Annotated in this window: 22 protein-coding genes and 4 pseudogenes; 17 read left to right on the plus strand and 9 right to left on the minus strand. The window is 72.8% G+C overall.

The features are described from left to right. Window positions 1-186 precede the first annotated feature (186 nt). On the minus strand, window positions 187-1,344 hold the full coding sequence (locus ACTWP8_RS24500; protein ID WP_443324283.1) for a glycerate kinase: 1,158 nt from the start codon (window positions 1,342-1,344) through the stop codon (window positions 187-189). A 133-nt stretch (window positions 1,345-1,477) separates the two neighbouring features. Here ACTWP8_RS24500 and ACTWP8_RS24505 point away from each other — a divergent pair, with 133 nt between their 5' ends. The 3 genes from ACTWP8_RS24505 (at window position 1,478) to ACTWP8_RS24515 (ending at window position 3,088) form a co-directional block, all read left to right on the plus strand. Continuing rightward, window positions 1,478-1,990, plus strand: coding sequence for an NUDIX domain-containing protein (locus ACTWP8_RS24505; protein ID WP_443324284.1), 513 nt, complete (start codon window positions 1,478-1,480; stop codon window positions 1,988-1,990). An 83-nt stretch (window positions 1,991-2,073) separates the two neighbouring features. Next, on the plus strand, window positions 2,074-2,832 hold the full coding sequence (locus ACTWP8_RS24510; RefSeq protein WP_443324285.1) for an SIR2 family NAD-dependent protein deacylase: 759 nt from the start codon (window positions 2,074-2,076) through the stop codon (window positions 2,830-2,832). Between the two features lie 79 nt (window positions 2,833-2,911). Further along, the gene (locus ACTWP8_RS24515; RefSeq protein ID WP_443324286.1) at window positions 2,912-3,088 is read left to right on the plus strand and encodes a hypothetical protein; all 177 of its coding nucleotides are present in this window, start codon (window positions 2,912-2,914) and stop codon (window positions 3,086-3,088) included. Here the strand turns inward: ACTWP8_RS24515 and ACTWP8_RS24520 are convergent. Together ACTWP8_RS24520 and ACTWP8_RS24525 are read right to left on the minus strand one after the other, a co-directional pair. Continuing rightward, the gene (locus ACTWP8_RS24520; RefSeq protein WP_443324287.1) at window positions 3,072-3,584 is read right to left on the minus strand and encodes a methylated-DNA--[protein]-cysteine S-methyltransferase; all 513 of its coding nucleotides are present in this window, start codon (window positions 3,582-3,584) and stop codon (window positions 3,072-3,074) included. The two genes, ACTWP8_RS24515 and ACTWP8_RS24520, sit on opposite strands and share 17 nt — an antisense overlap. A 45-nt stretch (window positions 3,585-3,629) precedes the next feature. Continuing rightward, window positions 3,630-5,123: an AlkA N-terminal domain-containing protein gene (locus tag ACTWP8_RS24525; protein ID WP_443324288.1), complete on the minus strand. Its 1,494-nt coding sequence runs from the start codon at window positions 5,121-5,123 to the stop codon at window positions 3,630-3,632. A gap of 139 nt (window positions 5,124-5,262) precedes the next feature. Between ACTWP8_RS24525 and ACTWP8_RS24530 the strand changes: the two genes are divergently transcribed. From ACTWP8_RS24530 to ACTWP8_RS24555, 6 genes are all read left to right on the plus strand, one after another. Further along, a complete protein-coding gene (locus ACTWP8_RS24530) occupies window positions 5,263-5,709 on the plus strand; it encodes a CU044_2847 family protein (RefSeq protein WP_443324289.1) in 447 nt (148 codons plus the stop codon). Between the two features lie 3 nt (window positions 5,710-5,712). Continuing rightward, window positions 5,713-7,923: a VMAP-C domain-containing protein gene (locus tag ACTWP8_RS24535; RefSeq protein ID WP_443324290.1), complete on the plus strand. Its 2,211-nt coding sequence runs from the start codon at window positions 5,713-5,715 to the stop codon at window positions 7,921-7,923. 33 nt (window positions 7,924-7,956) lie between these two features. Beyond that, window positions 7,957-8,904 (plus strand): AAA family ATPase, encoded by a 948-nt coding sequence (locus ACTWP8_RS24540; RefSeq protein ID WP_443324291.1) that lies wholly within the window; start codon window positions 7,957-7,959, stop codon window positions 8,902-8,904. Next, window positions 8,901-12,353, plus strand: a complete 3,453-nt coding sequence (locus ACTWP8_RS24545; protein WP_443324292.1) for an SAV_2336 N-terminal domain-related protein — start codon at window positions 8,901-8,903, stop codon at window positions 12,351-12,353. Before ACTWP8_RS24540 ends, ACTWP8_RS24545 begins: the two co-directional genes overlap by 4 nt. Before the next feature lie 72 nt (window positions 12,354-12,425). Then, entirely contained in the window at window positions 12,426-12,650 is a 225-nt protein-coding gene (locus ACTWP8_RS24550; protein WP_443324293.1) for a hypothetical protein, read from the plus strand. Window positions 12,651-12,652: 2 nt separating this feature from the next. Further along, on the plus strand, window positions 12,653-13,270 hold the full coding sequence (locus tag ACTWP8_RS24555) for a Clp protease N-terminal domain-containing protein (protein ID WP_443324294.1): 618 nt from the start codon (window positions 12,653-12,655) through the stop codon (window positions 13,268-13,270). Window positions 13,271-13,312: 42 nt separating this feature from the next. On the opposite strand, the gene ACTWP8_RS24560 is transcribed toward ACTWP8_RS24555, so the two are convergent. Further along, window positions 13,313-14,728, minus strand: a complete 1,416-nt coding sequence (locus ACTWP8_RS24560) for a phytoene desaturase family protein (protein WP_443324411.1) — start codon at window positions 14,726-14,728, stop codon at window positions 13,313-13,315. 297 nt (window positions 14,729-15,025) lie between these two features. Here ACTWP8_RS24560 and ACTWP8_RS24565 point away from each other — a divergent pair, with 297 nt between their 5' ends. The 3 genes and pseudogenes from ACTWP8_RS24565 to ACTWP8_RS24575 form a co-directional block, all read left to right on the plus strand. Then, window positions 15,026-15,565: a hypothetical protein gene (locus ACTWP8_RS24565; protein WP_443324295.1), complete on the plus strand. Its 540-nt coding sequence runs from the start codon at window positions 15,026-15,028 to the stop codon at window positions 15,563-15,565. Between the two features lie 101 nt (window positions 15,566-15,666). Next, window positions 15,667-15,780 (plus strand): annotated as a pseudogene (locus ACTWP8_RS24570) (nucleotidyltransferase domain-containing protein); the annotation flags it as partial. A 24-nt stretch (window positions 15,781-15,804) separates the two neighbouring features. Then, window positions 15,805-16,056 (plus strand): annotated as a pseudogene (locus ACTWP8_RS24575) (aldo/keto reductase); the annotation flags it as partial. 49 nt (window positions 16,057-16,105) lie between these two features. Here ACTWP8_RS24575 and ACTWP8_RS24580 read toward each other — a convergent pair. Together ACTWP8_RS24580 and ACTWP8_RS24585 are read right to left on the minus strand one after the other, a co-directional pair. After that, window positions 16,106-17,014, minus strand: coding sequence for an inositol monophosphatase family protein (locus ACTWP8_RS24580; RefSeq protein WP_443324296.1), 909 nt, complete (start codon window positions 17,012-17,014; stop codon window positions 16,106-16,108). A gap of 173 nt (window positions 17,015-17,187) precedes the next feature. Then, a pseudogene (locus ACTWP8_RS24585) lies at window positions 17,188-17,442 on the minus strand (gamma-glutamyltransferase family protein); the annotation flags it as partial. Between the two features lie 125 nt (window positions 17,443-17,567). Between ACTWP8_RS24585 and ACTWP8_RS24590 the strand changes: the two are divergent. The 3 genes and pseudogenes from ACTWP8_RS24590 to ACTWP8_RS24600 all read left to right on the plus strand — a co-directional run. Beyond that, window positions 17,568-18,719, plus strand: a complete 1,152-nt coding sequence (locus ACTWP8_RS24590; protein ID WP_443324297.1) for an ADP-ribosylglycohydrolase family protein — start codon at window positions 17,568-17,570, stop codon at window positions 18,717-18,719. Between the two features lie 141 nt (window positions 18,720-18,860). Continuing rightward, the gene (locus tag ACTWP8_RS24595) at window positions 18,861-20,009 is read left to right on the plus strand and encodes an ATP-grasp domain-containing protein (protein ID WP_443324298.1); all 1,149 of its coding nucleotides are present in this window, start codon (window positions 18,861-18,863) and stop codon (window positions 20,007-20,009) included. Window positions 20,010-20,273: 264 nt separating this feature from the next. Continuing rightward, window positions 20,274-21,089, plus strand: a pseudogene (locus ACTWP8_RS24600) (lipoate--protein ligase family protein); the annotation flags it as partial. Between the two features lie 32 nt (window positions 21,090-21,121). On the opposite strand, the gene glpK reads toward ACTWP8_RS24600, so the two are convergent. Both glpK and ACTWP8_RS24610 read right to left on the minus strand, forming a co-directional pair. Then, the gene (gene glpK / locus ACTWP8_RS24605) at window positions 21,122-22,636 is read right to left on the minus strand and encodes a glycerol kinase GlpK (protein ID WP_443324299.1); all 1,515 of its coding nucleotides are present in this window, start codon (window positions 22,634-22,636) and stop codon (window positions 21,122-21,124) included. Between the two features lie 45 nt (window positions 22,637-22,681). Further along, entirely contained in the window at window positions 22,682-23,449 is a 768-nt protein-coding gene (locus ACTWP8_RS24610) for an IclR family transcriptional regulator (protein ID WP_443324300.1), read from the minus strand. Window positions 23,450-23,632: 183 nt separating this feature from the next. On the opposite strand from ACTWP8_RS24610, the gene ACTWP8_RS24615 reads away from it, so the two are divergent. Continuing rightward, window positions 23,633-24,058 carry an ATP-binding protein gene (locus tag ACTWP8_RS24615; protein ID WP_443324301.1) on the plus strand — a complete coding sequence of 142 codons (426 nt, stop codon included), beginning with the start codon at window positions 23,633-23,635 and terminating at the stop codon, window positions 24,056-24,058. A 180-nt stretch (window positions 24,059-24,238) separates the two neighbouring features. Beyond that, the gene (locus tag ACTWP8_RS24620) at window positions 24,239-24,781 is read left to right on the plus strand and encodes an NUDIX hydrolase (protein WP_443324302.1); all 543 of its coding nucleotides are present in this window, start codon (window positions 24,239-24,241) and stop codon (window positions 24,779-24,781) included. Between the two features lie 7 nt (window positions 24,782-24,788). On the opposite strand, the gene ACTWP8_RS24625 is transcribed toward ACTWP8_RS24620, so the two are convergent. Then, entirely contained in the window at window positions 24,789-26,102 is a 1,314-nt protein-coding gene (locus tag ACTWP8_RS24625) for a helix-turn-helix domain-containing protein (protein ID WP_443324303.1), read from the minus strand. Window positions 26,103-26,127: the final 25 nt, after the last annotated feature.

The raw sequence follows: 26,127 nt of genomic DNA on the forward strand, positions 1-26,127 counted from the left end.
GCGGAACGGGTGGGCACAAACCGGCCACCGGGCCGCACCCGGCGACGGTGCGCCACCCCTGCCGGGAGCTCCCGCCCCGTACGCGGCTGCACGCCGGTGGCCACATTGTGCCCACCCTCCCCCATAGCCTGAACGGCATGGTGGGACCCCCATCGCCCCGCGGAACGCATGCCCACAACGTGGGGGCTAGGAGCGCAGCTCCGTTATCGCCAGGCGCTCTGCCGCGCGCTCCAGCAAGGGCCCGGCATCGGCGATGCAGACGGCCGGGTCAGGCTCCAGGTCCGTCAGGGCGTACGCGCGGGCGATGCCCGCGGCCTCCAGCGCCTCGTCGGACAGGACGCGGCGCCCGCACACCGCGACCACCCGCCGCCCACCCGCCCGCGCCGCCGCCGCGACCCCCGCCGGGGCCTTCCCGTGCAGCGTCTGCTCGTCGAGCGAGCCCTCACCCGTGATGACGAGGTCCGCCCGCTCCAGTGCCGCCGCGAAGCCCAGAACGTCGAGCATGACCTCGATGCCCGGCCGGAAGCTCGCGCCGAGCCCGATCAGGGCGCCGTAGCCGATGCCGCCCGCCGCTCCCGCGCCGGGCGACTGCGCGTACGCCGCGGCCTCCGGCCCGATCGCCTGCTCCAGAACACGCGCGTAGTGAGCGAGCGAGGCGTCCAGCAGCTCGACGTCCTCCTCGCTCGCGCCCTTCTGCGGGCCGTAGACCGCCGCGGCGCCCTTCGGCCCGGTCAGCGGGTTGTCGACATCGCTCGCGAGGACGATCTCCGTATCGGCGATCCGCGGGTCGAGGCCGGAGAGGTCGGCGGTGGCGAGCTCGCGGAGCGGGCCGCCGCCGGGCGCGACCGGCTCGCCGTCGCGGTCGAGGAAGCGCGCGCCGAGCGCGGCGAGCATGCCCGCGCCGCCGTCCGTCGTCGCGCTGCCGCCGACGCCGAAGACGATCGTGCGCGCGCCCGCGTCCAGCGCGGCCCGCAGCAGCTCGCCCGTGCCGTACGTGGTCGCCGTGAGCGGCGTGAAGACGCCGGCGGGCAGGCGCTGGAGCCCGGAGGCCTCCGCCATCTCGACGACGGCGGTGCCGTCGCGCAGCGCGTACGCAGCCATGAGCGGGATGCCGAGCGGACCGGTGACCTGTACCTCGCGGCGCTCGAACCCGGCGGCGACCGCGGCGTCGACCGTCCCGTCGCCACCGTCGGCAACGGGCAGCGACTCGACGCGGACGCCAGGGGCCACCCGCCGCAGCCCGGCGGCGACGCGCTCGGCGACCTCTACGGCCGTGAGCGAGCCCTTGAACTTGTCCGCGGCGATCAGCACGCGCCCGGTTTCCTTGACTGCTGCGTCCGCCACTTACTACCCCTCGCTATCGAACACGCGGTCGCGCCGCTGCGACCCTATCCGGAGGTGAGCCGCACTGCCCAGCGTGAACGGGGCGAACCAGAGCGGTCCGCCGGTGCCGGGCGCGGGCGCTAGGCTCGCGGCCGTGACCATCGACGACTACGCCACATACATCGCCGGACTGCCGAGAGTTCTCGCCGGTGCGGGCGTCATCTTCCGCGACGCGCGGGGCCGGATCCTGCTGGTGGAGCCGAACTACCGGAACGACGGGAAGTGGATCCTGCCCGGCGGCACCGTGGAGTCCGACCACGGCGAGACACCGCGGCAGGGCGCGCGGCGCGAGGCGGCGGAGGAGATCGGACTCGACGTCGAGCTCGGGCCGCTGCTCGCCGTCGACTGGGTACCCGGGCCCGCCAGGCCTCCGCTGGTGTCGTACCTCTACGACGGCGGAGTGCTCGACGAGGCCCAGCTCACCGCCATCCGCCTCCAGGAGGCCGAGCTGCTGTCCTGGCAGCTGGTGCACCCGGACGCGGCCTACGGCTATCTCGACGGCGGGCTCGGGCGCCGCGTCCGCGCCGCGCTCGGCGCGCTGGCGGGCGGCACGGGTCCGGCGGAGCTGGAGAACGGATACCCGCCGCTCGGCGTCGCGTCCCGCTAGCGACGCGCAGAGCGGCGCCGGACAGCGGCAAGGCTCCGGAAAGCCGCTCGCCCCCGGCCCTCCCCCGTGCGTACGCTCGCCGCATGAGCAGCGGCGAGACGAGCGCGCGGAACGGCTCCCGGCAGCCCCTCGTGGCGGTCCTCAGCGGTGCCGGGATCTCCACCGACTCGGGGATTCCCGACTACCGCGGTCCGAACGGCCTGTGGCGGCGTGATCCGGAGGCCGAGAAGCTCGTGACGTACGAGTACTACATGTCCGACCCGGAGATCCGCCGCCGCTCCTGGCAGATGCGGCGGAACAGCCCGGCACTCCGCGCACAGCCCAACCCTGCGCACCGCGCGGTGGCCGAGCTGGAGCGCTCAGGGGTGCCGGTCCGGGTGATCACGCAGAACGTCGACGGGCTGCACCAGCTCGCCGGGCTCCCGCCCCGCAAGGTGCTGGAGCTGCACGGAACGGCGCGGGCCGTGATGTGCACGCGCTGCACGGCGCGCTCGGAGATGGCCGAGGCCCTCGGCCGGGTGGCGGCGGGCGAGGACGACCCGCCGTGCCGGGAGTGCGGCGGAATCCTCAAGTCGGCGACGGTGATGTTCGGCGAACGGCTCGACCCGGACGTGCTGGCCCAGGCCATGGCCATCGCCCAGGCGTGCCAGATCTTCATCGCGGTGGGTACGAGCCTCCAGGTGCAGCCGGCCGCCTCGCTGGCCGGTTTGGCGGCGGAGCACGGCGCACGGCTGATCATCATGAACGCCGAGCCGACGCCGTACGACGATGTGGCGGACGAGGTGGTGCGCGAGCCGATCGGGACGGCCCTGCCCGCCCTCCTGGAGCGGCTTCTCCCCTGACCCGCCGTCCCCCGCTCCCCCCGGATACCGCTGGCTGGGGGAGCACGCTGCAGCCCGAGTTCTCCACGTGGCTTAAGGCTTGAGCACGATCTTGCCGCGGGTGTGGCGCCTTTCGATCGCGGGCGTCGGCGAGCACGAACTCGGCGTGACTCGCCCGCCCGTGGGTGAACCCGAGAACCTCGTCGCCCACCGCGAAGTCCCCGACGCCTACGCCCAGTTCGGCAACGACTCCGGCGAGGTCACTGACCTGTCTTGAGCAATCCCTCGAGGGAGCCCGTCCCGGACTCGAAGTCGAGGAGGCGGCGCTTGCGGTCGAGCCCGCCGCCGTAGCCGGTGAGGCTGCCTCTCGCGCCGACGACCCGGTGGCAGGGGACGATGATCCCGATGGGGTTCCGGCCGTTCGCGAGGCCGACGGCGCGCGATGCGGACGGGTTCCCGAGGCGGTCGGCCAGCTGCCCGTACGAGACCGTCGCGCCGTACGGGATCCGGCGCAGGACCTCCCAGACGCGCTGCTGGAAGGGCGTGCCGTCCAGGCGGAGAGGCAGGTCGAAAGCGGTCAGCTCTCCCGCGAAGTAGGCCCTCAGCTGGCGTACGGCCTCGGCGAAGGGCGCGTCGTCGGGGGTGCCGAAGGTGTCCTCCGGGGGCCGGTGCCGCTGCTCGGTCATGTAGAGACCGCTGAGGACCCCGCCTGTGGCGACCAGCGTGAGCGGGCCGAGGGGGCTGTCGACGACGGTGTGGGTGCGCTCGGGCATGGCGTGCTCCTCGACGGTCGGATCGTCGACCGGGCAGATCGCCGGTCAGACGGCGGGCAGGTGGTTGATGGGGTGGTCGTCCGTCGCCCACAGATACTGGACGGCGTACGCCCGCCAAGGCCGCCAGGCCGCGGCCCGCGCGGTGAGGGCGGCAGGCGTCGACGGCAGACCGAGCTCCTGGGCGGCGCGCCGCAGCCCGAGATCGGTCGGGAGGAAGGCGTCGGGGTCGCCCAGTGCGCGCATGGCGACCACCTCGACCGTCCAGGGTCCGATCCCGGGCAGCGCGGCGAGCCGGGCTCTGGCCTCGTCCCAGTCGCTGCCCGCGCCGAGGTCGATGTCCCCGGCGGCGAGGGCCTCGACGAGCCTGGTGAGCGTGGTACGGCGGCTGCGGGGCAGGGCCGGCTGCCCGGGGTCGAGGGCGGCGAGCTGCTCGGGGCCGGGGAAGAGGTGGGTCAGTCCGCCCGCGGGGTCGTCGACGGGCTCGCCGTGCGCGAGGACGAGGCGGCCCGCGTGCGTACGGGCGGCTGCCGTCGACACCTGCTGGCCGAGGACGGCCCGCACGGCGAACTCCGCGGCGTCGACCGTCCGCGGCACCCGGCGGCCGGGGTCCTTGTCGACCAGCGGCGCGAGCAGCGGATCCGTCCTGAGCAGCTCGTCCACCGCCACCGGATCGGCGTCGAGGTCGAGCAGGCGGCGGCACCGGCTGATCGCGATGGTGAGGTCGCGCAGGTCGGTGAGGGCCAGCCGGCAGGCGATGTGGTCCGGCTGGGGGCGCAGCGCGACGACCCCCTGCCCGTACGGCAGCCGCAGCGTGCGCCGGTACGCCCCGTCGCGCCACGCCTCGACCCCGGGGACGGCGGTGGCGACGAGGTGCCCGAAGAGGTTGTCGGGGGAGAGCGGGGCCCGGTAGGGCAGGCGCAGCGAGATCGTCCCGGTCGCGGCCGTGGCCGCCGTACGACCGTCGCCGCTCGTACCGCGCGCGGCGCGGGCGCGCAGCTCGCTCGGCGAGAGGGCGAAGACTTCGCGCACGGTGTCGTTGAAGGTGCGGATGCTGGAGAAGCCGGCGGCGAAGGCGATCTCCGCCATGGGGAGTTGGCCGGTCTCGATGAGGAGCCGGGCGGTCTGCGCGCGCTGTGCACGGGCGATCGCGAGCGGGCCCGCGCCCAGCTCGGCCAGCAGCTGCCGCTCGATCTGCCGCGCGCTGTACCCGAGCCGCCCGGCGAGCCCCGGCACCCCCTCCCGGTCGACCACGCCGTCGGCGATCAGCCGCATCGCGCGGGCGACGAGATCGGCGCGCTCGTTCCACTGCGGGGAGCCGGGGCTGGCATCGGGCCTGCAGCGCTTGCAGGCCCGGAACCCGGCCTGCTGCGCTGCGGCCGCGCTGGGATAGAAGCGCATGTTCTCGACCTTGGGCGGCACGACCGGACAGCTCGGGCGGCAGTAGATGCCGGTGGTCAGGACGGCGGTGAAGAACCAGCCGTCGAAGCGTGCGTCCTTCGCCTGGACGGCGCGTACGCACCGGTCGGTGTCGGTGTGCATGGGTCCAAGCATCGGGTACGGGGAGTGGGCGGGGCTGGCGAGAATCCGACATCGATGTCGAACGAGCGCTGTGCATCGGGTGTGATCCGATTGCGGCAAACGGGAGACCGGTGGGGTGCTGATCTGCATCATGTGTGCGGTGACGCACTACGCCGAGATGCTCCTGGCCGATGACACATCCGTACGCCTGGAGCTGGCTCCCGTGGGCATACCGCCGGAACCGGGAGTCGCGCAAGCGGTTGGCGCCCGCCCCGCGGGCCCGCCGGCCCCTGCGGACACCGCTGGTCAGGATCTGCCCGACGGCATCGCCGGCGCGGTCCCGGCAGGGCGCCGCAGCGAGACCGCAGCGGTTCTCGCCACGGACACGATGCGCTCGGCGCTGCGACCGCTCGGGCCGCTGCTGCAGCAGGTGCACGACTCGGTCGCGACCGCGGCCGACCCGCCCCAGGAGATCAGCGTGCAGTTCGGCGTACACATCGGCCAGGACTTCAAACTCGGGATCGTCGGTGCGAACGGCCAGGCGAGCATGACCATTTCAGCCACCTGGCGGCTGTCCTCGGCTACGGACGCGGCACGCACGGACTGAGCCGTGGAGAACTTCCACACCGCGCCTTTCCTGGCGCGCCCAAGCTCTGTGTCGATCCTGCCCCGGGGTGGTCGCCGCGCCGCCGGATCGGGCGTCCTGCTGCCCGGCGGCCGCCTTCTGACGTGCGCCCATGTGGTCAACAGCGCGCTCGGGAACCGGCCGGAAGACGCGGACGACCCGGCGCCTGCCGCAGTGCGCGTGCTCGTGCTCCACCCGAGCGGCTTCCACGAGACCACGGCCCGGCCCGTGGTCTGGATTCCGCCCGGCCCTTCCTGTACCGCGGGCGCTGTCGAGTGGAGTGGCGACCTGGCCGTGCTCGAGCTGGCCGAGGACCTGCCCGCGACGGTCCTTCCGCCGCGCTGGCAGCCGATGGCCGAGGGACAGACCGTACGAGCTTGGCACGGCGGAGGACATGCTGCCACGGTCGCCGACGGCCGGGTAACCGCGTGCGACGGCAGGACCGGGTATGTCGACGGCATGCCGACCGGGGTGGCGATCGATCACGGGTACAGCGGCGGTCCCCTGTGGTCGGTCGGCGACGCCGCTGTGGTCGGCCTTGTCGCTGCAACGCTGACGCCTCCTCACGACCCCGTCACGGGCGTTCTCCAGCCCTACTCGCCCCAGCATGTCGCCCGCCGCAGCTGGGGCATTCCCTGGCAACGCATCCAGGAGGAACTGGCGCGCGCGGGCGGGGAGTACATCATTGAGGGGCTCGGCCCCAGTGTCCCGGCTCCGCCGGACGCGATCCGGCGCGACCTCGCGGATATCCTCGGCCGCGCTCTGCCCGACCCCGCGCACCGGGCGGACTGCGCACGGACGGTCGCGCAGCGGTGCGGGGCGGCGTACCCGCAGGGCCGCAACCTGCCGTCGGTGGACGAGTTCGCGCGGCTGCTCGCCACCGAGAAGCGGGCCATTCCCGCACTCACCGAAATCCTCCAGGCCACCGCTCCGCGAGCGGTGACGGAGCTGCTCGCCGTCGGACGACTGTCTGACACGGCGACGCTGCTTTCACCCCGCGAACACCGGCAGTTGACGGAGGTCCTCCACACTCTGCCCGAGGATGCGGCGGCGCGCCTCCTCTCGGCCGTACGCGCCGCCCTGCCACTGACCGGGCTGCCTTCGGGGCTGTGCGGGGCCGAGCCGGCCGAGAGCTCCCCGCACTGCTACGGCACCGAACGGTCCGCCCGGATCGCGGCGGTGGTCGAGCACCTGGAGGCCCTGCAGAGGGACAGCCAGCCGGTTCCGGACGGCACGTCCGGAGTCCCGGGTCTGCTGCGCGCCGTCGAGTTCGTGGCCGCCGTTTGCCCACCGCAGCAGCAGAAGGAGCTGCGCAAGTGGAGTGCGGCGACCGCCGGGCGCCTGGGCGTTCATGACTCGGCGCTCAAGGAGCGCCGGGCGGATGCCGAGGAGTGGGCGGCCCGGCAGGACGGGCACCGGCAGGCGGCGGCTCGCGTGCTGGTGCATCTGGCCGCGCACAGCGACCGGGACGGTGCCGACCGGTACCGGGTGCAGATCTGGTGCGACGAGGGAGCAGGGCCGCGCCGCGTCTCCGGCGACCCGGATCGTACGCGCACCGCCCCGGAGGCCGCCGAGGAGATTCTCGGCGTGCTCGAACCGCTCCACCGGGCCGCACCCGACAGCCCCCGTCCCCTCATCGAAGTGCTCGTGGACCGCGATGCGTTGGAACTGCCCGTCGATCAGTGGGAGTGGCCGGGGCCTGCCGGTCTCCTGCCGGGCGTGCTCGGCGCCGAGTATCCGCTCATCGTCAACTGCCCGGAGCTCGTCGAGCGCGGCGGCGAGCGGTACAAGGCCTCGTGGCGGCACCGCTGGCGGCGGCTGGACGACGGGGCGACGGTGCACATCGACCGGTCGACGGGCGGCAAAGACCAGGTGTACGGGCTGCTCATGGAGCGGCTCGACGCGGCACGGGTCAGCATCGACGACGTACCGCCGCAGGCACGCATCGAGATCGTCCAGCTCTGCCTGGCGATGGGTATCCCGGTCGTCCTGTGGGACAGGACGACGGACCCGTCCTCCGATGCCGTCCCGTCCCTGGCGGGCATTCCACCGCGGCGGCTGCCGGAGGCGGTGCGCACCTACCGGGCGAGGCGCCTGCGGCAGCCGCAGCGCTTCGTGGGCCGGCCGGTGCTTGCGTGGGCCGATGCGGACCGCCGGATGCCGCAGCTGGAGCTGGCAGACCCGACCGATCTCTGATCACCCGAGGCATGAATCCGGACGGAGGGTCCGATGACGTCGGAAGCGCAGTGGCGGCTGTTCCGCGGCGACGGCGAGCGCCGTGTGGTGCCCTTACCCGAGGCGCCGCCCTGGCGGCGCTTCAGCGAACGGGCGGCGGACGGCCGCCTGCCGTCGCCGTATCTCATCTCGCGGCAGCACGCGGATGTGGTGAACGCGGCGCTGCATCTGCGCAGGCCGCTGCTGGTCACCGGGCATCCCGGCACCGGCAAGTCGTCGCTGGCGGAGGCGATCGCCCACGAGCTCGGTCTCGGCGATGTGCTGCGGTGGCCGGTCAACAGCCGCTCCACCGTGCAGGAAGCGCTGTACCGGTACGACGCGATCGGGCGGCTCCGGGAGACCACGCTGAGCCGCGACCGGAGCGAGAAAGAGCCCTCCATCGGTGTGTTCGTACGGCTCGGCCCGCTGGGGACGGCGCTGGTGCCGCGTGAGCGGCCGCGTGTGCTCCTGGTCGACGAGTTGGACAAGGGCGACGTGGATCTGCCCAACGATCTCCTCACGGTCTTCGAGGAGGGGGAGTTCGAGATTCCGGAGCTCGCACGACTCCCCGAGAAGGAGTCGATCGTCGAGGTGCTGACCGCGCGGGCCGACGAGCAGGCCACGGTCGTGCGGGGACGGGTGCGTTGCAGCGAGTTCCCGGTCGTGGTCATCACCAGCAATGGGGAACGCGACTTCCCTCCGGCCTTCCTGCGCCGCTGCGTACAGCTGGAACTGCCGGTCCCGGACGAGGACCGGCTCAGGGCGATCGTCACCGCTCACCTCGGCGGGGACGCGATGGCGGAGGTGGACGACCTGTTGCGGGCGTTCCTGCAGCGCCGCGTGCCGGGGCAGCTGGCCACCGATCAGCTGCTGAACGCCGTGTTCCTGCGTGCAGGGGGAGTGGATCTGGACGCGGACGGGCTGCTGGACGCCGTGCTGCACCGGCTGGGCGGGGCGGTGTGAGTACGTGGGGGGCGCGGGCGGGGCTGATCACCGACGTGCGTGCGGTCCTCAGCGACAGCGGCGTCGACCTCTCTCATCAGGAGCTGCTGGACGCCCTGTGGCTGGCCCGCCTCATCCCGGGCGGGGACGGGGACGCCCCGCTGATGCGGGCGGCGAGCCATCGGCCCGAGCTGTCGTTGAATCCGGCACCGGGGTCCGTTCGCCCCCTCGACGCACCGGGGCCGTCACCTCAGCCCGCCGAACCGGCCGGGCCCCCGGAGCCGTCCGGGCCGAGGGGCACGCAGCGGAGCACTCCGGCCCCCTCCGCGCCGGCGCCACCGCCTGCCCCCAGGACCGCAGCGACCGATCTGTACGCGGCCCTGGGAGGACCTGGTCCCGCCCCGTCCGGTCGGCCCCCATCGGAGCCCGCGGGCAAGCGAGCCGTGCCGGTGGTCCTTCCCGAAGGGAAGGCGCTGGGCAGCGAGTTGGCCGTCGGCCGGGCCCTCCGTGCCCTCAAGCAGCACCGGCCCAGCGTGTCCCGGCTGGAGTTCGACGAAGAGGCGACCGCGGCGAGCCATGCGGAGACCGGGCTGCCGTATGTGGTGCTGCGGCCTGCGCGGGAACGCTGGCTGGACCTCGCCCTGGTCGTGGACGACGGCATGTCGATGCTGCTGTGGCAGCGGCTGGCTGCCGAGCTCCGCACGATGATGCAGCGGCTGGGGGCCTTCCGGGTCGTACGGACTTTCGGTCTGCACACGCGCGGAGGCAACGCCCCCCTGGTACGCGGACGGCCCTTCGACCCGGATGCGCCTGCGCTGCCGCCGCAGCTGCTGGCGGATCCCTCGGGCAGGACGCTGGTTCTGGTGCTGAGCGACGGAATGGGCGCGGCGTGGCGGGACGGCAGGATGCACAACGCGCTGGTCCGATGGGCGTGTTGCGGGCCCACCGCGGTCGTGCACGCGCTGCCGCGCCGGCTGTGGAGTGGCTCCGGCCTGCGGGCGGAGCGATGGCATGTCACCAGTCGGCGGCGCGGCTCGGCCAATGTCGACTGGACGGTCTCGGATCCGGTGCTGCCGGCGGAACTGGCGGAGTTCAACGGCCTGCCGGTGCCTGTTCCGGTGCTCGAACCGAGTCCGGGGCCCATGGGGGCGTGGGCTCGTCTCCTCGGCTCGCGTGGCGCCGGTGCGCTGCTTCCGTTGCTCGGCAACCCGGGTCTCCGCCGCTACGCCACGCGTGACCGTTCGGGCATCCGTACCGCCGACGACGAGGTGCGGCAGGTGCAGCACTTCCGGGACGCGGCCTCGCCCGAGGCTTTCCGGCTGGCGGCTCACCTGGCGGCGGTCGCGCCCGTATCCGTACCGGTCATGCGGCTGGTGCAGTCCGCCGTTCCGTGGCGTGCGGACACCGGCCACCTGGCAGAGGTCTTCCTGGGCGGCCTGATGCATCCGGCTGTCGGGTCTCCCGCCAGGAGGCCGCTGCCCCTGCAGCACCGCGTCTTCGACTTCACGGAAGCTGCCCGAGGAGCACTGCTCGACGCGGTCCCGACCGCCGAGCTGATCAATACCGGACGCCACGTCGGGCGGCGGCTCGAACAAGTCGCGGGCCGGTCACCGGATTTCCCTGCCTGGCTCGCCCGATCGGACGGGGCCGAGTCGCTTGCCGCCGGGCAGCGCGCCTTCGCCGGGGTCGGCCGCCATTTGTTGGCACGGTTCGGGGCACCGTCAGGTCCCCATCAGGCCCCGCCGCAAGCGGGGATCCCGGAGTCGCTGGGCCGCTACGAGCTGCGCGGGCCAGCCGGGTCCGGCTCGGACGCGTATCTGGCCGACGGACCCGACGGAGAGCCCGTGCTGGTGCGGTTGGCGAGCCCCTCGGGTTCGCGCTCGGCCGTCAAACGGATTCGTAACCAGGCAGAGGCGCTCCGCCGGATGGACGGCCGCCACGCGCCCCAACTGCTCGGGCAGGGCCTCGATGACGACCCACCGTGGATCGCCGAGGAGATCCTCCTCGATTCCGACGGCTCACCTGCCTCGAGCCTGACGCGTCTCCTCGCCGGCGCGCACGGGGATCTGGATGCCGTCACCGCCGCCAAGATCGGCGCCAGCGTCGCGAACGCGGTGACCCTGTGCCTCGGTCGGCGCATGGTGCACTCCAACCTGACCAGCGACACGGTGTTCGTCGTCGACGGCATCGCCAAGCTCACCGGCTGGGAGACGACGGTCATCGACGGTCGCTCGTCCACGCTGTCCCGCAGGCGGCCTCCTACCGCGGAGAGCAATGTCTTCGCGCTCGGCCTGCTCCTCCTCGCCCTGGGCGGCGGCGCCCCCGACCGGTGGTGGCCCAAGGGCGGCCACAGTCACGCCTTCGCCCTGCCGAGATGGCAGGGGCCGGAGTGGGAACGAGTGCACGCCATCGTTACAGCGTGCCTCCATGCGACACCCGGCTCCCGGCCCACGGCGCAGGAGGTCGCGGAGACCTTCGGGCTCCGGCTCTACGGGAGCGCTCCGCCGCCCCCGCCCGCAGCCAAGTTGATCCTGCCTCCTGAGTTGCCACCGCCCCCGGTCTCGCGGTTCCAGCCCACCAGTGCTCCGGAAGCGGCCACCGAGCCGGGACCGGTGGCGCGCCGCCTCAAGGGATGGGCATCACGACTAGGGATCGGGGAAGCCAGGCCGACGGGCGAGCGCCGCATTACGATGATCCGGTCGCCGCTGCCCACCCCCTACCGCATTGCGGTGGCCGGACTCGACGACCGGGCCGACAGAACCTCGACCGTCGCAGTCCTCGGCTGCGTCCTCGCCTCGGTACGCGCCCACCGGACCATCGCGGTCGACACCGGCCCCACGGCGTCCGCCCTCCGTGGAAGAATGCGTCGGCAGACGCGCGCGTACTTCCACGAAGTGGCGAGCGCGATCCCGGCCTTGGGAACCTACGCGAACATCCGCCAGCTCACCTCACGCAGCCGCTACGGACTCGACGTTCTGGCCCCCGACAGTGCCCTGGGGGATTCCGGTGGCCTGAGCGGCGAGGACTACCGCCGCCTGCTGAGCATGCTCGGCGTGCACTACCCCATCACCCTCATTGACCTGGGCGGCGATCTGTCCGAGCACGCTGTGAGCGGTTCCCTCGGCCCAGGCGGCGGACTCGGCCTCGATCTCGCCGACCAGCTCATCATCGTCACTGCACCCGGACGGGACGGTACGGGCAGCGGATGGTCGACTGTCGACCGGATGCTCTCCTGCGGCTTCGAGAATCTGCTCCGGCAGAGCATCACGGTCGTCACTGGTCACGGCCGGACCTGGGACGAGCGCCCCGTACCCCATGTGGCGGCGCACTGTCGGGCGGTGATCACGGTGCCGCACGACGGGCACCTCGAGACGGACGGCGAGCTGGTCCTCGACCGGCTGCAGCCCCGGACTCTCGACGCATACCTGGAGCTGGCCGCGCTGGTCACCGGGGACAACGGCTGGCCGTAGCCCGGTGCGCGCGCAACCATCCTATGTCAATGAAGGTTGACAAAGCTCGGGCTGTCATCTTAGGTTGACAGCATGGCTGGAGCAGACGCGAGAGAAGCCGTGGACGCGGCCGAGGCCGCCATGAACCGTGATCCCCAGATCGGCCTGCGCGCCGTGGCCGCGCTGCGGCGGCTGGTCGAGCGGCTCGAGGCGCTGCAGGTCGACGGCGCCAGGCGGCAGGGCTGGTCCTGGGAGGAGATCGGAGCTGCGCTGGGCGTGAGCAGGCAGGCCGTCCACAAGAAGCACGCCAGGAGGTAGGTATGTTCGAGCGATTCACCAAGCAGGCGCGCGCGGTTGTGGTGCAGGCGCAGCAGGAGGCCCGGGAACTCGGGCACACCAGGGTCGGCAGCGAGCACCTGCTGCTCGGCGTGGTGTCGCAGCCCGGCGCGCCGGGTACGGCCGCGCTGGACCGCCGGGGCATCACCGCCGAGACCTGCCTGGCGGCGGTCGCGGCCGTCGTCGGCCGGGGCGGCAGCGGGATCGGGACCGATGACGCGGAGGCCCTGAAGGCGTTCGGCATCGACCTGGATGAGGTGCGCAGCCGCGCCGAGGACACCTTCGGGCCCGGCGCCCTCGACATGCCGCCGCACCGGGAGGAACCCGGGCCGCGGCGGATCCTGCCCTTCCGGCGGCGCCGGCGGAGCGGTGGCCGCGAACGCGCGGGGCACATCCCGTTCACCCCGCGCGCCAAGCGGGCGTTGGAGCGGTCCTTGCGCGAGGCGCTCGCGATGAAGCACCGTCACATCGGCGCCGAACACGTACTGCTGGGGCTGCTGGATCCGGAGGACCGGCTTACGGCGGGGGTGCTGCGGCGGCTGGGCACGGATCCCGAGGCCGTACGGGCGGATGTCCTCGCGGACTTGGGGCGGGCGGCGTAAGCGCATGCTCGGGGCGGCTGTTCGGCAAGCCCTGACGCCGCCTCAGGTGCGCGCGGCCACGCGCAGCCTGCGCCACACCGCCCGCGCCGCGTTGTGGCCGCACATGCCGTGTACCCCCGGCCCCGGGGTGGTCGCCGCGGAGCACAGGAACACCGCCGGGTGGGCGGTCGCGTATGGGACGCGGGCGAGCTTGGGGCGCAGCACCGACTGGAGGCCGTCGAAGGCGCCGCAGGCGATGTCGCCGCCGACGTAGTTGGCGTTGCGGTCCGCCAGCTCGGCAGGGCCTGCGACGGCGCGGGCGAGCACCAGGTCCCGGAACCCGGGCGCGAAGCGCTCGATCTGACGCTCAATCACGTCGGTCGCGTCGCCGTCCCAGCCATTCGGGACGTGGCCGTACGCCCAGAAGATGTGCTTGCCCTCGGGAGCGCGGCCCGGATCGGCGACCGTCGGCTGGGCGGTGATCAGGAACGGCACCTCGGGCGCCTGGCCGCGCGCCGCCCGGTTCAGCGCCGTGGCGATCTCCCGGGCCGACGGGCCGACGTGGACCGTGCCCGCCCGGCGGGCGTCCTTCGCGGTCCACGGCACGGGCCCCGAGAGCGCGTAGTCGATCTTGAAGACGGCGGGGCCGTAGCGGAAGCGGTCGTAGGCGTTGCCGAGCCCGGCGATCCGGGCGAGGGCGGTGGGCGAGGTGTCGAAGACGTACGCGCGGGCGGGCGGCAGCTCGTCCAGGCGCTTGACCACCGTGCCGGTGTGGATCGCGCCCCCCAGATCGCGCAGATAGCCGGCCAGTGCGTCCGAGATGGCCTGCGAGCCGCCGCGCGCCACGGGCCAGCCGTGCGCGTGCGCGGCCAGCGCGAACATCACGGCGAGCCCGCCTGTGGTGAGGCTGCCCGGCCCGCTGACGGCGTGCGCCGCGAGCCCGGCGAGCAGCCCGCGCGCCTTCTCGTCGCGGAATCGGCGGTTCAGCAGCGCGACCGGCTGCGGGCCGAGGAGCGCGAAGCGGGCGAAGCGCGCCGGGTCGCCGGGCAGGCCGAGCCATTGGGGGCGGAGGAAGTCCGCGGCCAGCGCATCCCAGTGACCCATGAAGGGGGCCACGAGGCGGCGGTACGTGCCCGCGTCACGGCTGCCCAGGGAGGCGGCGGTCTCGCCGACGGAGTGGGCGAGCACGGCGGCGGTGCCGTCCGGGAAGGGGTGCGCCATCGGCAGCTCGGCGTGCACCCATTCGAGGCCGTAGCGGCTCAGCGGCATCGCGTTGAAGGCGGGCGAGCCCGCGCCGAAGGGGTGGACGGCGGAACAGGGGTCGTGCCGGAAACCGGGGAGGGTGAGCTCCTCGGTACGGGCGCCGCCGCCGACCGTGTCCCCCGCCTCGTACAGCGCCACCGCGCAGCCGCGGCGGGCGAGTTCGACAGCGGCGGTCAGCCCGTTGGGCCCGGCCCCCACCACGACCACATCGAGCATCGATGGCACCGCGAGACTCCTTCGTCATCCGACGGCCGGTCCCCGAGGCCGGCCGCTTCGCGCGGCCGCCGGGGCTTCGCCCAGGATATGCGGCGCATGTGACGGCCTTCCTGCGTCCGTCCTCATCCGGTCGTCCCATCCGGTCGTCCCATCCGCCCGGTCCTGCGGCCGTGGTCTGCGGCGCGGCCACCCCGGGCGAAGATCGCGGGGGAGCCTACGGGAGGATTCCGGACAGGCGTAACGGCCCATGTCGGAGAGCTACTGACGGACTCCGGAAAAGCCTTACCCTCTTCGCTCATGGAACGCATTGTCCGCACCGACTTCCGCAAGCTGCATGGCTTTTCGAAGGCGGTCGCTCTCCCCCTCCTCCCCGCCCGCGTCTGGACAGCCGCCGAGTGGGACCGCATCCAGCTGGGCTACCGCGCCCAGGGCATGGACGAGCGGTGGAACGCCTTCGCCGAGGGAAATCGGCTCTTCCTGCACAGCAGCTGGACGGGACACCGCGTCTACGAGGCCGTGTTCGCTCCCGCTCCGGGAGCCGACGGCGGGGACGGCCGGGGCCGGCACGGCGACGGGCTGATCATCTCCGGGGCGCTGGTCGAAGGCGACCCGCGCCGCCACCGGCGGACCTCGGACGCGTACGACGCCGTCATGCTCGAGGTCCTCGTGGGCTCGGTCCTGCTCGGCGAGCGCTCCGGGGCGGGGCGGCAGCGGCTGACCGAGCTCCGCGGCGGCGCGGGCGCCGGGCAGGGCGCCAGACAGGGCGCCGAGGCCGCGCAGCGGCTCAGCGCGCTCGGCCTGCGCACTGCGGACGAGGCGCCGGAACCGGCGCGGTGAGCACGGAATCGGGACCCGGGCCGGGACATGGACCCGGGCCGGGACCTGGATCGGGGGCAGGAGCGCAGGCGGAGTCGCCCGCAGAGGCGGTCATCCGGTCCATGGCAGACCGGCTCGTCCGCATCCCCGGCGTCAGGGCCGTCGCGCTCGGCGGGAGCCGGGCGCGCGGCACGCACCGAGCGGACTCCGACTGGGACCTCGGCGTGTACTACCGGGTCGAGCCCGACCTGGAGGCGCTGCGGCCGGTCGCCGGAGCGGTGTCGGGCGCGACGGCCGAGATCGCCCTCGTAGCAGCCGAACTCGGCGCCGCCCCCGCGCAGGTCTCGCTCGCGTGGCTCCTCGGCCACTCCCCGGTCATCGGCCACTCCCCGGTCATCCTGCCGATCCCGGGCACCGCCCGGATCGGCCACCTGGAGAAGAATCTCGCCGCGGCACATCTCCACCTGGCCCCGTCCCACCGCGACCGTCTCGACCGGTTGCCCGAAAAGGCCTGGGTTCCGTTCCTTCGGTCAGCCTCGGGGGGGACACGCTCCACACGCTCTACGCGCCCGTCCCCCGCTGGTCGTTCCAGGGGCCCTCGCCCGGGTGGGCGGCCGGCTCGCCGCCCAGGTGGGCGCCCTTGAGGAGGTCGAGGACCCGGCGGGCCGTCGCCGCGTCACGGGCGGCCGTGAACGGGAGCGCGTTCCCCCCGGCTATCCGGAACGGCTCGCCCGCGACCGTCGCGCTCGCCCCGCCCGCCTCGGCGACCAGCAGCAGCCCCGAGGCGTGGTCCCACGGGTTCTCCCAGCCGAAGGCCACGGCTCCCAGGGCGCCCTGCGCCACGTGCAGGTACTCCAGCCCCGCCGAGCCGCACGGCCGCGGGGCGACACCGCTGACCACCAGCCGCGCGAACGCCTCGTCCTCCTCCAGCGACCTGAAGTCGGGGTGGGAGGTGGCGATTTCCAGCACCGCGCCCGGCTCCGGGCTGCCCGCGAGCAGCGGCTCTCCGTTCAGCTGCGCTCCCCCGCCGCGCACCGCGACCGCCATCAGCCCCAGCGCCGGGGCGTGCGTCCAGGAGGCCAGCAGCTCGCCGCGGTGGGCGAGCGCGACGAGCGTGGCGAAGCCGGGGTCGCCGTGCACGAACTGCCGTGTGCCGTCGACCGGGTCCACGATCCAGACCGGCGCGTCCCCGCTCAGCGCGCCCAGAATGCCCCGGTCGGCGTGGACGGCCTCCTCGCCGACCACCACCGAGCCGGGCAGCAGCTTCGTCAGGGCGGCCGACAGGTGCTCTTCGGCGAGCCGGTCGGCGACCGTGACCAGGTCGTGCGGACCGTTCTTCTCGACGATCTCGTGCGCGGCGAGCTGCCGGAAGCGCGGCATCACCTCGACCGCGGCCGCCGCTCGCACCGCTTCCTCGACATCGGACAGGTGCCGGCCCGCATCGGGCCCGGAGACGAAATCATCGATCATCCCCCCATCGAACCACGCACCGCCGAAACCCTTCCCTTCGCGCAGCGGGACAGCCGGTGACCTGCGGATGAACCCCCCGCCCGCACGCGTACGGCCGTCCGGCAGCACCGCGCACACGCGTACGTCCGCCCGCGTACGCCCTGTCCGGAGCCCCGCCCGCACCGCGTACGCCGTCAGCGCCCGACGGCGTACCCCTGCATGGCCCGCGGGTTCGCGGCTGCCGACAGCACGCCCGTCTCCGGGTCGCGGGCCACCGCGCACAGCCGCCCCTCCGACCACGGTTCTCCGACCGTCACCTCGTGGCCTCGGCTCCGCGGCCCCTCGATGACCTCGGCCCCCGCCCGGCCCTCGACCGTGACGGAGCCCGGCCGCATCCCGCGCGGGAAGAACGAGCCGGGGAAGCTGTCGTTGTGCCAGTTCGGGGCGTCCCTCGATGAGCCGGTGCGCGTACGGTCGAGGGGGCGGGCTCGGTCGGCGCCCGGTCACAGTGTCGCCTCCCGGCCGTGCTGTCGAAATGCGGTCCGCCCGCGGCTCCGTCGAGTAGACCGGACACATGACAGCGCAACGCACCGCCGCCGCCCCCGTTCAGGACCTCGACGACAAGATCCTCGGCGGCTGGCTGGGCCGGATCGCGGGCAACATGCTCGGCAAGCCCGTCGAGCGCGGCGACCACTGGACGCGGCAGCGGATCGATCGTTACCTGCGCCGCATGGACGCGCTTCCGCTCACCGACTACATCCCCGGGCCGCCGCCCGGAAGCCCGCTGGATCCAGCGGAGTTCGAGCTGCGCCCCGAGTGGCCGGAGTGCACCCGCGGCAACATCCACGGCAGTTCCCGCGACGACGACGTCGACTACTCGATCCTCGGCCTGCACCTGCTGGAGACTCACGGCTTCGACTTCACGACGGAGCAGGTCGGCGACCTGTGGCTGCTCCGCCTCCCCTATCTGCAGACGTTCACGGCCGAGCGGGCGGCCTACCGCAACCTCGCGCGCGGCCTGAAGCCGCCGGTCGCCGCGACCGTCGACAACCCCTACCAGGAGTGGATCGGCGCCCTCATCCGCGCCGACATCCACGGCTGGACCTCCCCCGGCGACCCGCGCCGCGCCGCAGGCCTGGCCCGCCGCGACGCCGTCCTGTCCCACACCGGTAACGGCGTGTACGGCGCCATGTGGGCCGCCGCCCTCATCGCCGCCGCCTTCACGGCCCCGTCGGTCCGCGCCGCCCTCGAGGTCTCGCTCGAGCACATCCCGCCGGGCTGCCGCCTCGCCCGTACGGTCCGGCGCACGGCCGCCCTCCACGACGCGGGCCTCACCTGGGAGGCGACCCTGGGCGAGCTGGACCGCGAGACCGGCCACCTCCACTGGATCCACACCGTCCCCAACGCCGCCGTTCTCACGGCCGGACTCCTTTACGGTGAAGGGGACTTCACCGCCACGATCGCCCTCACCGTCCGCGGCGGCCTGGACACCGACTCCAGCGGTGCGACGGCCGGGTCTGTGGCGGGGGTGCTGTGCGGCGCAGCCGCGATCCCGCCGCAGTGGACCGCACCGCTCGAGGACCGCGTCCGCAGCGCGGTCTTCGGCTTCGACGGTGTACGGATCAGTGAACTCGCCCGGCGCACGGGCCGGTTGGCGGCGCCTCCGCCAGGGCCGTCGACCGGCCGGAGAACGGGCCCCGGAAAAGCCGCGGAAAAGCCCTCCTGAGGCCGTAGAAATCCCCCTCCCCATCCGGGCTATCATCCGCCTTACACACACGTGATCGCGCACAGCCGTGCAGGTCGCGGACTCCTTGGCACCGGCGTGTCTTCTCCGGCCCGGCGGCCTGGTCCGCCGCGCCGCAGGGCTGTGTCGCCCTGTGGGGAGGGGAGCCTTCCACTGGCAATTCGTATCTGGCTCAGCAGCGCGGGGGCCGCCACGACCCAGGTGATCCGGATGCTCCGCGAGAACCCCGACGCAGCCGAGGTGCACGTCTACGGCACCAACATCAGCCCGCTCGCTCCGGCGCTCGCCGCCTGCGACGTGAGCGAAGTCGAACCCCACCGCGTGAGCAACGAGGCCTACGCCGAGTTCGCCCTGGACTTCTGCCGCCGGCACGCCATCGACGTCCTGATCCCGCCCAGGCGCCTTGATGCACTCGCGCCGCACGCCGAAGCCTTCGCCCAGGCCGGTACGCGGCTCATGTGCTCACCGGCCGCCGCGGTCGGTGTGCTGACCAACAAGGCCAGGACGTACGAGGTGGCCAGGGCGGCCGGCGTCCCGGTGCCGCCGTGGCTGGTGGTCTCGGACGGCGACGGGCTGCGCTCGGCGGCGCGCGAGATCACCGAGGGCGGCGGCACGGCCTGCATCAAACCCGCCGGTGAGTACTCCGCGTTCGGCTTCCGCATCCTGGACGACGCGCCCCTGCACATGAAGGATCTGCTGGCACCGGCGCGGCCTCTCGCCTCGGTCGGCGCCGTGGCGGATGCGCTCAACCGGGCCGCGGACCGGGGCGAAACGGTGCCCGAGTTCATCGTGATGCCCTACCTGGACGACCCGGAGGTCAGCGTCGACTGCCTCTCGGCACCCGGCGGCTCCATGGTGACGTGCATCGCCAGGTCCAAGGACGGCCGCTATCGGCACCTGCTCGACGACCCCGCCGTGACCGCCATCGCGCGGCGCCTGGTGGGCCACTTCGGGCTGGCATACCTCTCCAACGTCCAGCTGCGCCAGTGGCGCGGCCGGCCGGTCCTGCTGGAAGCCAACCCCAGGGCCTCGGGCGGGATCTTCCAGACCGCCTTCACCGGGGTGAACCTTCCGTGGGCCGCCGTGCGCATGCTGCTCACCGGCCACCCCGGCCCGCTCGAACCGCCGAGGCTGGGCGGCCGTATCGCGGTCACCGAGACCGTCATGGACGTCGGCGCGGTCCAGCCGGCGATCCCGGGCCAGACGCGGGCCGATACGGTCCGGCCCGATGCGGTCACCGCGCCCCGGCCCGCCGGGCTCCCCCTGGCGTAGGAGGCATCACCCGGCGGATCCCGGGTTCCCCGCCGATCGCCGAGAGCGCCCCGGCTCATACCAGACCTCACCGAGCCGGTCGCCCCCTTCCTGCGTCCGCTCGGCAAACCCGCCAGGGCCCGGACCCCGCTTCTGCGCCGATGACCCCCGCCAGGCCGTCGCCGCGCTGCGACCGGCGGCTCCGGCGCCACCGCGTGTGAATCGGGGCCCGGGGGCTGAGGAGTACGGTGGACCGGCGGCGGCAGGCGACCGGTGGTAGCCGGTGGTTGCGGATGGAGGCGCGCCGTGCACGGGGAGTACGAGGTGCCGTGGGCGGACTACGACTGGCAGCTCATCCACGAGGGCGCGCAGTCCCCCGCCCTCCACATGGCCCTGGACGAGGTGCTGACCCTCGAGGTCGCCATGGCGCGGCGGCCGGCGACGCTGCGGGTGTGGGAGTGGGCCTCCCCCGCCGCGGTCATCGGGAGTTCCCAGTCGCTGCGCAACGAGATCGACCCGGTGGCCGCCGAGCGCCACGGCATCACCGTCGTACGGCGGATCAGCGGCGGCGGCGCGATGTTCGTCGAGCCGGAGAACACCATCACGTACTCGCTGTACGCGACCCGGGCGCTCGTCCGCGGGCTGTCCTTCGCCGACTCCTACGCCGTTCTCGACCGCTGGGTGCTCGCCGCGCTCGGCGGCATGGGCATCCAGGCCCGGCACCGGCCGCTGAACGACATCGCCACCGACGCCGGGAAGATCGCGGGCGCGGCGCAGAGGCGGGTGGTGGCGGGCGAAGGGGCCGTGCTGCACCACGTGACGATGGCGTACGACATCGACGCCGCCAAGATGCTCGAGGTGCTGCGGATCGGCCGCGAGAGGCTCTCCGACCGGGGCACGCGGAGCGCGGAGAAGCGCGTGGACCCGCTGCGCCGCCGGACGGGCCTCTCCCGCGCGGCGGTCATCGACCGGCTGACCGAGTCCTTCCGCGACCGCTACGGCCTCACCGACGGCAAGGTCACGGCGGAGGAGCTGGCGCGGGCGGAACGGCTCGCGGCGGAGAAGTTCACCTCGGCGGAGTGGACGGCGCGGGTGCCGTAGCGAGCAGATGCCGCTCCCCCATTTCGACAAGCTCAGGACGCCCCCGGCTGCCTGATCCACCCCAGCGCCCGCTCGACGGCCCGCTTCCAGTTGTCGTACTCCGCCTCCCGCCGTCCGGGGTCCATGTCCGGCAGCCACTGGGCGGCCCGGTGCCAGTTGCGGCGCAGGACTTCCAGGTCCGGCCAGTAGCCGGCGGCGAGCCCCGCGGCGTAGGCGGCGCCCAGCGACACCGTCTCGGCGACCATGGGCCGCACCACGGGCACGTCGAGCACGTCGGCCAGGAACTGCATGAGCAGGTTGTCGGCCGTCATACCGCCGTCCACCTTGAGCGCCTTCAGGGCGAGCGAGGAGTCGGCGTTCATGGCATCGACGACCTCCCGGGTCTGCCAGCCGGTGGCCTCCAGGACGGCTCGGGCCAGGTGTCCCTTGGTGATGTACGAGGTGAGGCCGACGATGACGCCGCGTGCGTCACTGCGCCAGTGGGGCGCGTACAGGCCGGAGAACGCCGGGACGATGTAGCAGCCGCCGTTGTCCTCGACGGTGCGCGCGAGGGTCTCGATCTCGGGGGCGCTGCTGATCAGTCCCAGACGGTCGCGGAACCACTGGACCAGCGAGCCGGTGACGGCGATGGGGCCTTCCAGCGCATAGACCGCGGGCTGGTCGCCGATCTTGTAGCCGACCGTGGTGAGCAGTCCGTGCCGGGACCGTACGAGGCTGGTGCCGGTGTTGAGCAACAGGAAGCTGCCGGTTCCATAAGTGCACTTCGCCTCGCCGGGGGCGAAGCAGGTCTGTCCGAACAGGGCCGCCTGCTGGTCGCCGAGGGCGGCGGTGATGCGGACACCGGGGAGGACGGCACGGGCGGCGCCGTAGTTCTCGGACGAGGGCCGGATCTCCGGGAGCATCGCGCGGGGGATGCCGAAGAAATCCAGCAGCTCCTCGTCCCAGGTGAGCGTGCGGATGTTCATCAGCATGGTGCGGCTGGCGTTGGTGACGTCGGTGATGTGCAGGCCGCCGTCCGGGCCTCCGGTGAGATTCCAGATCACCCAGCTCTCCATCGTGCCGAACAGCACCTCGCCGTCTTCGGCGCGCTGCTGCAGCCCTTCGACGTGGTCCAGCAGCCAGCGGATCTTCGGGGCGGAGAAGTAGGTCGAGGGGGCCAGGCAGCAGCGCTGAAGGAAGAAGTCGTCCCCGGGGTCGTTCCTCAGGTTCTCGATGTGCGCGGCGGTACGGGTGTCCTGCCAGACGATTGCCCTGCCCAGCGGGGTGCCCGTCCTCCGGTCCCAGAGCACCGTCGTCTCCCGCTGGTTGGCGATGCCGACGGCGGCGATCTCCTCGCCGCCGACGCCGGCGTCGGAGAGGGCCTGCGGCACCACCCGCTGCAGATTCCGCCAGATCTCGACGGCGTCGTGCTCGACCCAGCCGGACCTGGGGAAGTGCTGCTGGTGCTCCCGCTGGGCGACCGACACCAGCCGCCCACCGTGGTCGAACAGGATGCATCGAGTGGAGTTGGTGCCCTGGTCGATGGACATCACATACCGTTCAACCATGATCAGGTGCCTGCCTTCCGATGCGTTCGAGGAGGTCGGTGGGGCTCACCAGCGGGCTGCCCCCAGGTCTCGGGAGACCGCCCGTGCGGCATCGCGGACCAGGGTGACCAGGGCGGGCTGGGGACGGCCTTTGGAGTCGCAGATCCGCTCGACCGCGCCGGATGCTCCGATGGCGCCCACCACGAGGCCGCCGTGCCCCCGGATCGGCGCGGCGACGCCGGCATCGCCCATGCTCATTTCCTGGACCTCGGCGGCCCACCCGAGCTCCTGGATTTCGGCGAGGGCCCGGGTGAGATCCTCCGGGGCGATCAGGGTGTGCCGGGTGTACGCCTCGAGACCGGCTTCCAGCACCGGCTCCACGGGCGTGCTCCCGAAGGCCAGCAGCACCTTGCCGAGCGAGGACGCGTGCAGCGGCAGCAGCGCTCCCACGTCGAGGGTCTGGAGGGTGTCGTCCGGCCGGAAGACATGGTGGACGATGAGCACCTTCCCCTCCAGGGGCGTGCCCAGGCGTACCGCCTCCCCGCTGCGGGCGGCCAGGGCGTCGGCCCAGTTGATGGAGCGGGACCGCAGCTCGTTGACGTCGAGATAGCTGGTACCGAGGTGGAGCAGGGCCGCTCCGAGCTGGTACTTTCCGGTCGCCTCGTCCTGCTCCACGAAGTCCACGTGCTGCAGGGTGCGCAGGATGCCGTGCGTGGTTCCCTTCGCGAGCCCCAGCGCAGCCGCCACCTCGCCCAGCCCAAGCCGACGGGGACCGCCGGCGAGCAGACGCAGGATCGCCGCCGCCCGTTCGATGGACTGGACCGGGCCGGCCATGCAGCGATCCTAGTACCGCGATCACCGGTCGGCATCACGCACGGTTTCCGAATCGTTCGCACGCCCGACACGAGCGTTCGATAATGTCGACCCCTGTTCATTGACCCTCTCAGGTGCCGTCCATAGTCTTCGAGGACCTGCGTCGACCCACGACCGCTCGGCAGGCTCACGGAAGGAGGGCAGATGGCACTACAGCTCCATACGACGCCGCAGGAGGGCGCGGAGCACGTCTGCCCGCTGCCGCATGCCCCTGGAGCCGTCTCGGCCGTGCGCCGATGCGTGCGCACGGTCCTGGCCGAGTGGAACCTGTCCCCGGACGTCGCCGACGACGCGCTCCTGGTGATCTCGGAGCTGCTCACCAATGCGGTCGTCCACGCCCTGCCCCCGACCGCGCTACGGCTGTCCTGGACCTGGCTCGACGGGCGCAGCGCCCTGCGCATCGAAGTCACCGATGCGGGCCCCGCACATCCGGCCGGACAACCGGCCGACGAGCTCGACCCCGACGAGCACGGCCGCGGGATCGGCATCGTCACCACCCTCTCGGCCCGCTGCGGCGTGCACATCCACCCCGGCGGCATCACCCGCTGGGCGGACCTCCCCGCGGCGTAAGGAGTGAGGCTGCCCTCGGCGGGGGCAGAGCACGAGCCGCAGACAGCGAGGACGCACCGCCGCGAAGGCCACGATCGCCCTTCAGGCAGCCCTCGGGCCGGGCCGGTGGCGTGCGCGATCCGGACGAATTCTCGTCGGAATGACATGCTGGAGTCCGCACTGGCGAGAGGGAGTTGGCTCATGCAGTGGACCGTCCATGGCGAACGTCAGATCTACAGCAACCCGTGGGTCAACCTGTGGCTCGTGGACGTCCAGCAACCAGACGGCCGCCGCTGGGAGCACCACGTCGTGCGGATGCGGCACCTCGCCGTGGCCGCTGTGGTGGATGACCAGCATCGGGTCCTGATGCTCTGGCGGCACCGATTCGTCACCGACACCTGGGGCTGGGAACTCCCGATGGGCCTGATCGAGGCCGACGAAACGCCCGAACAGGCCGCTGCCCGGGAGGTGGAGGAGGAGACCGGCTGGCGAGCGGCGACGATGAAGCCGCTGGTGTACGCCCAGCCCGCGAACGGCATCACCGACTCCGAGCACCATGTCTTCCGCGCGGACGGCGCTACGTACGTGGGCCCGCCGACGGAGATGAACGAGGCGGACCGGATCGAGTGGATCCCGCTCTCGGAGGTCCGGGGCATGATCGACCGTCGGGAGATCGTCAGCAGCGGCACGCTTGTGGGACTGCTCTATCTGCTGCTCGACGAAACCGCGAAGCGCGTCGGCTAACAGGTGATCAGCCGAGTACTTCGCGCCGCCGCTGCTCGAACGCGATCACCGGCGCCTCGCGGGCGTACGGAACCAAGCGGCGGTGGAATTCGTGTACATGGCCCGCCACGCGGGGCGAGTCGATGGCAGCGGTCAGGTCGAGAGCGATTTCGGCGCTGTGACAAGCCTGGTCGAGTTTGCCCTGCTGGAGCTGAGTGCTGGCGAGCCAGAAGGCGTGGAAGGCACGTCCGCGCTGCTGGGCGGCCTTCTCGCGACGCAGCCCTTCGACAATGAGCGGTTCGGCGCGGGACGCCTTGCCGAGGCGGGCCAGGGCGATGCCCGTGTCGACGATGAGCTTGGTCTCGTCGAAGTAGCGCACCCAGGAGGGCGCCTCGTCCTCGCGGCCGCGCGATCGCTCGTACTGATCGCGGGAGCGGTCGATGGCTTGGTGGCAGGCGGGGGCGTCGCGGAGGGCGGCGTGCGCGAAGGCTTCGCGCATGTGCAGCATGGACATCACCAGCGGCTGCTCGTCCGCCGCCCGGGCAGCGTCCTGGGCCTTGCACGCGAGGGCGACGGCGTCAGAGGGGTTGCCGTCGTAGGTGGCGAGAAGACTCATGCAGGACAGCACGTTGGCCATGAACAGCCGGTCACCCTGGCCGTGGGACAGCTTGAGGGCCTGGGAAAAGTAGGTGCGAGCGGTGCTGTACTGGCGCGCATCGAAGTACGCCCACCCGGCGAGGCGGGCCAGCTCGGCGGCAAGCGACTGCAGATCGCTCAGCAGGCTCCCATCGGCACTGCGCGCCAACTGCTCGACGTAGCACAAGTGTCCAACGACAGCGGGGCGTAGGGACGCTCCGCCGTGCTGGTCGTCGCGGCGCCAGTAGTCCTCCACGGAGGAGCGGAGTGCAGCGAGGGTGGAGCGGGTGACCTGCCCGTCGGCCAGCGCGAGCAGATCATCCAGGTCACCGGACGGGGTCCTGTCGGCGATTTGTGCGTGCGAGGGCTCCGATTGGGCTTCCGGGGCGCGGTCGCGTGTACGGACGGGGACGGGGATCTCCCAGGGACGGTGCGCGAGTCCGAGCATGGCGCCCGGGATCCGTAGCCCGTCAGCAACGCGCTCGATCACGTCGATGTGCGCCAGCCCCCGGCGTCCAGCCATGATCTCCCCGACGCGGCTGGGCGTCATGCCGCACAAGGCCGCGATCCGCGAAGGGTAGATCCCGGCCTTGAGCTTGACCAGGCGAAAGATGCGGCTGAAGTCGCGAGCGCGACAGGCTTCCTGCCACTCAGGCCTGGCCAATAAGTCGGCCGGAAGCGCCTGATGCGACTGCGGTCCCGACACTGGCGGCCCCTCCTCACATGAGCGG

The organism is Streptomyces sp. 7N604 (assembly GCF_052245475.1).
In the GTDB taxonomy this organism is placed as follows: domain Bacteria; phylum Actinomycetota; class Actinomycetes; order Streptomycetales; family Streptomycetaceae; genus Streptomyces.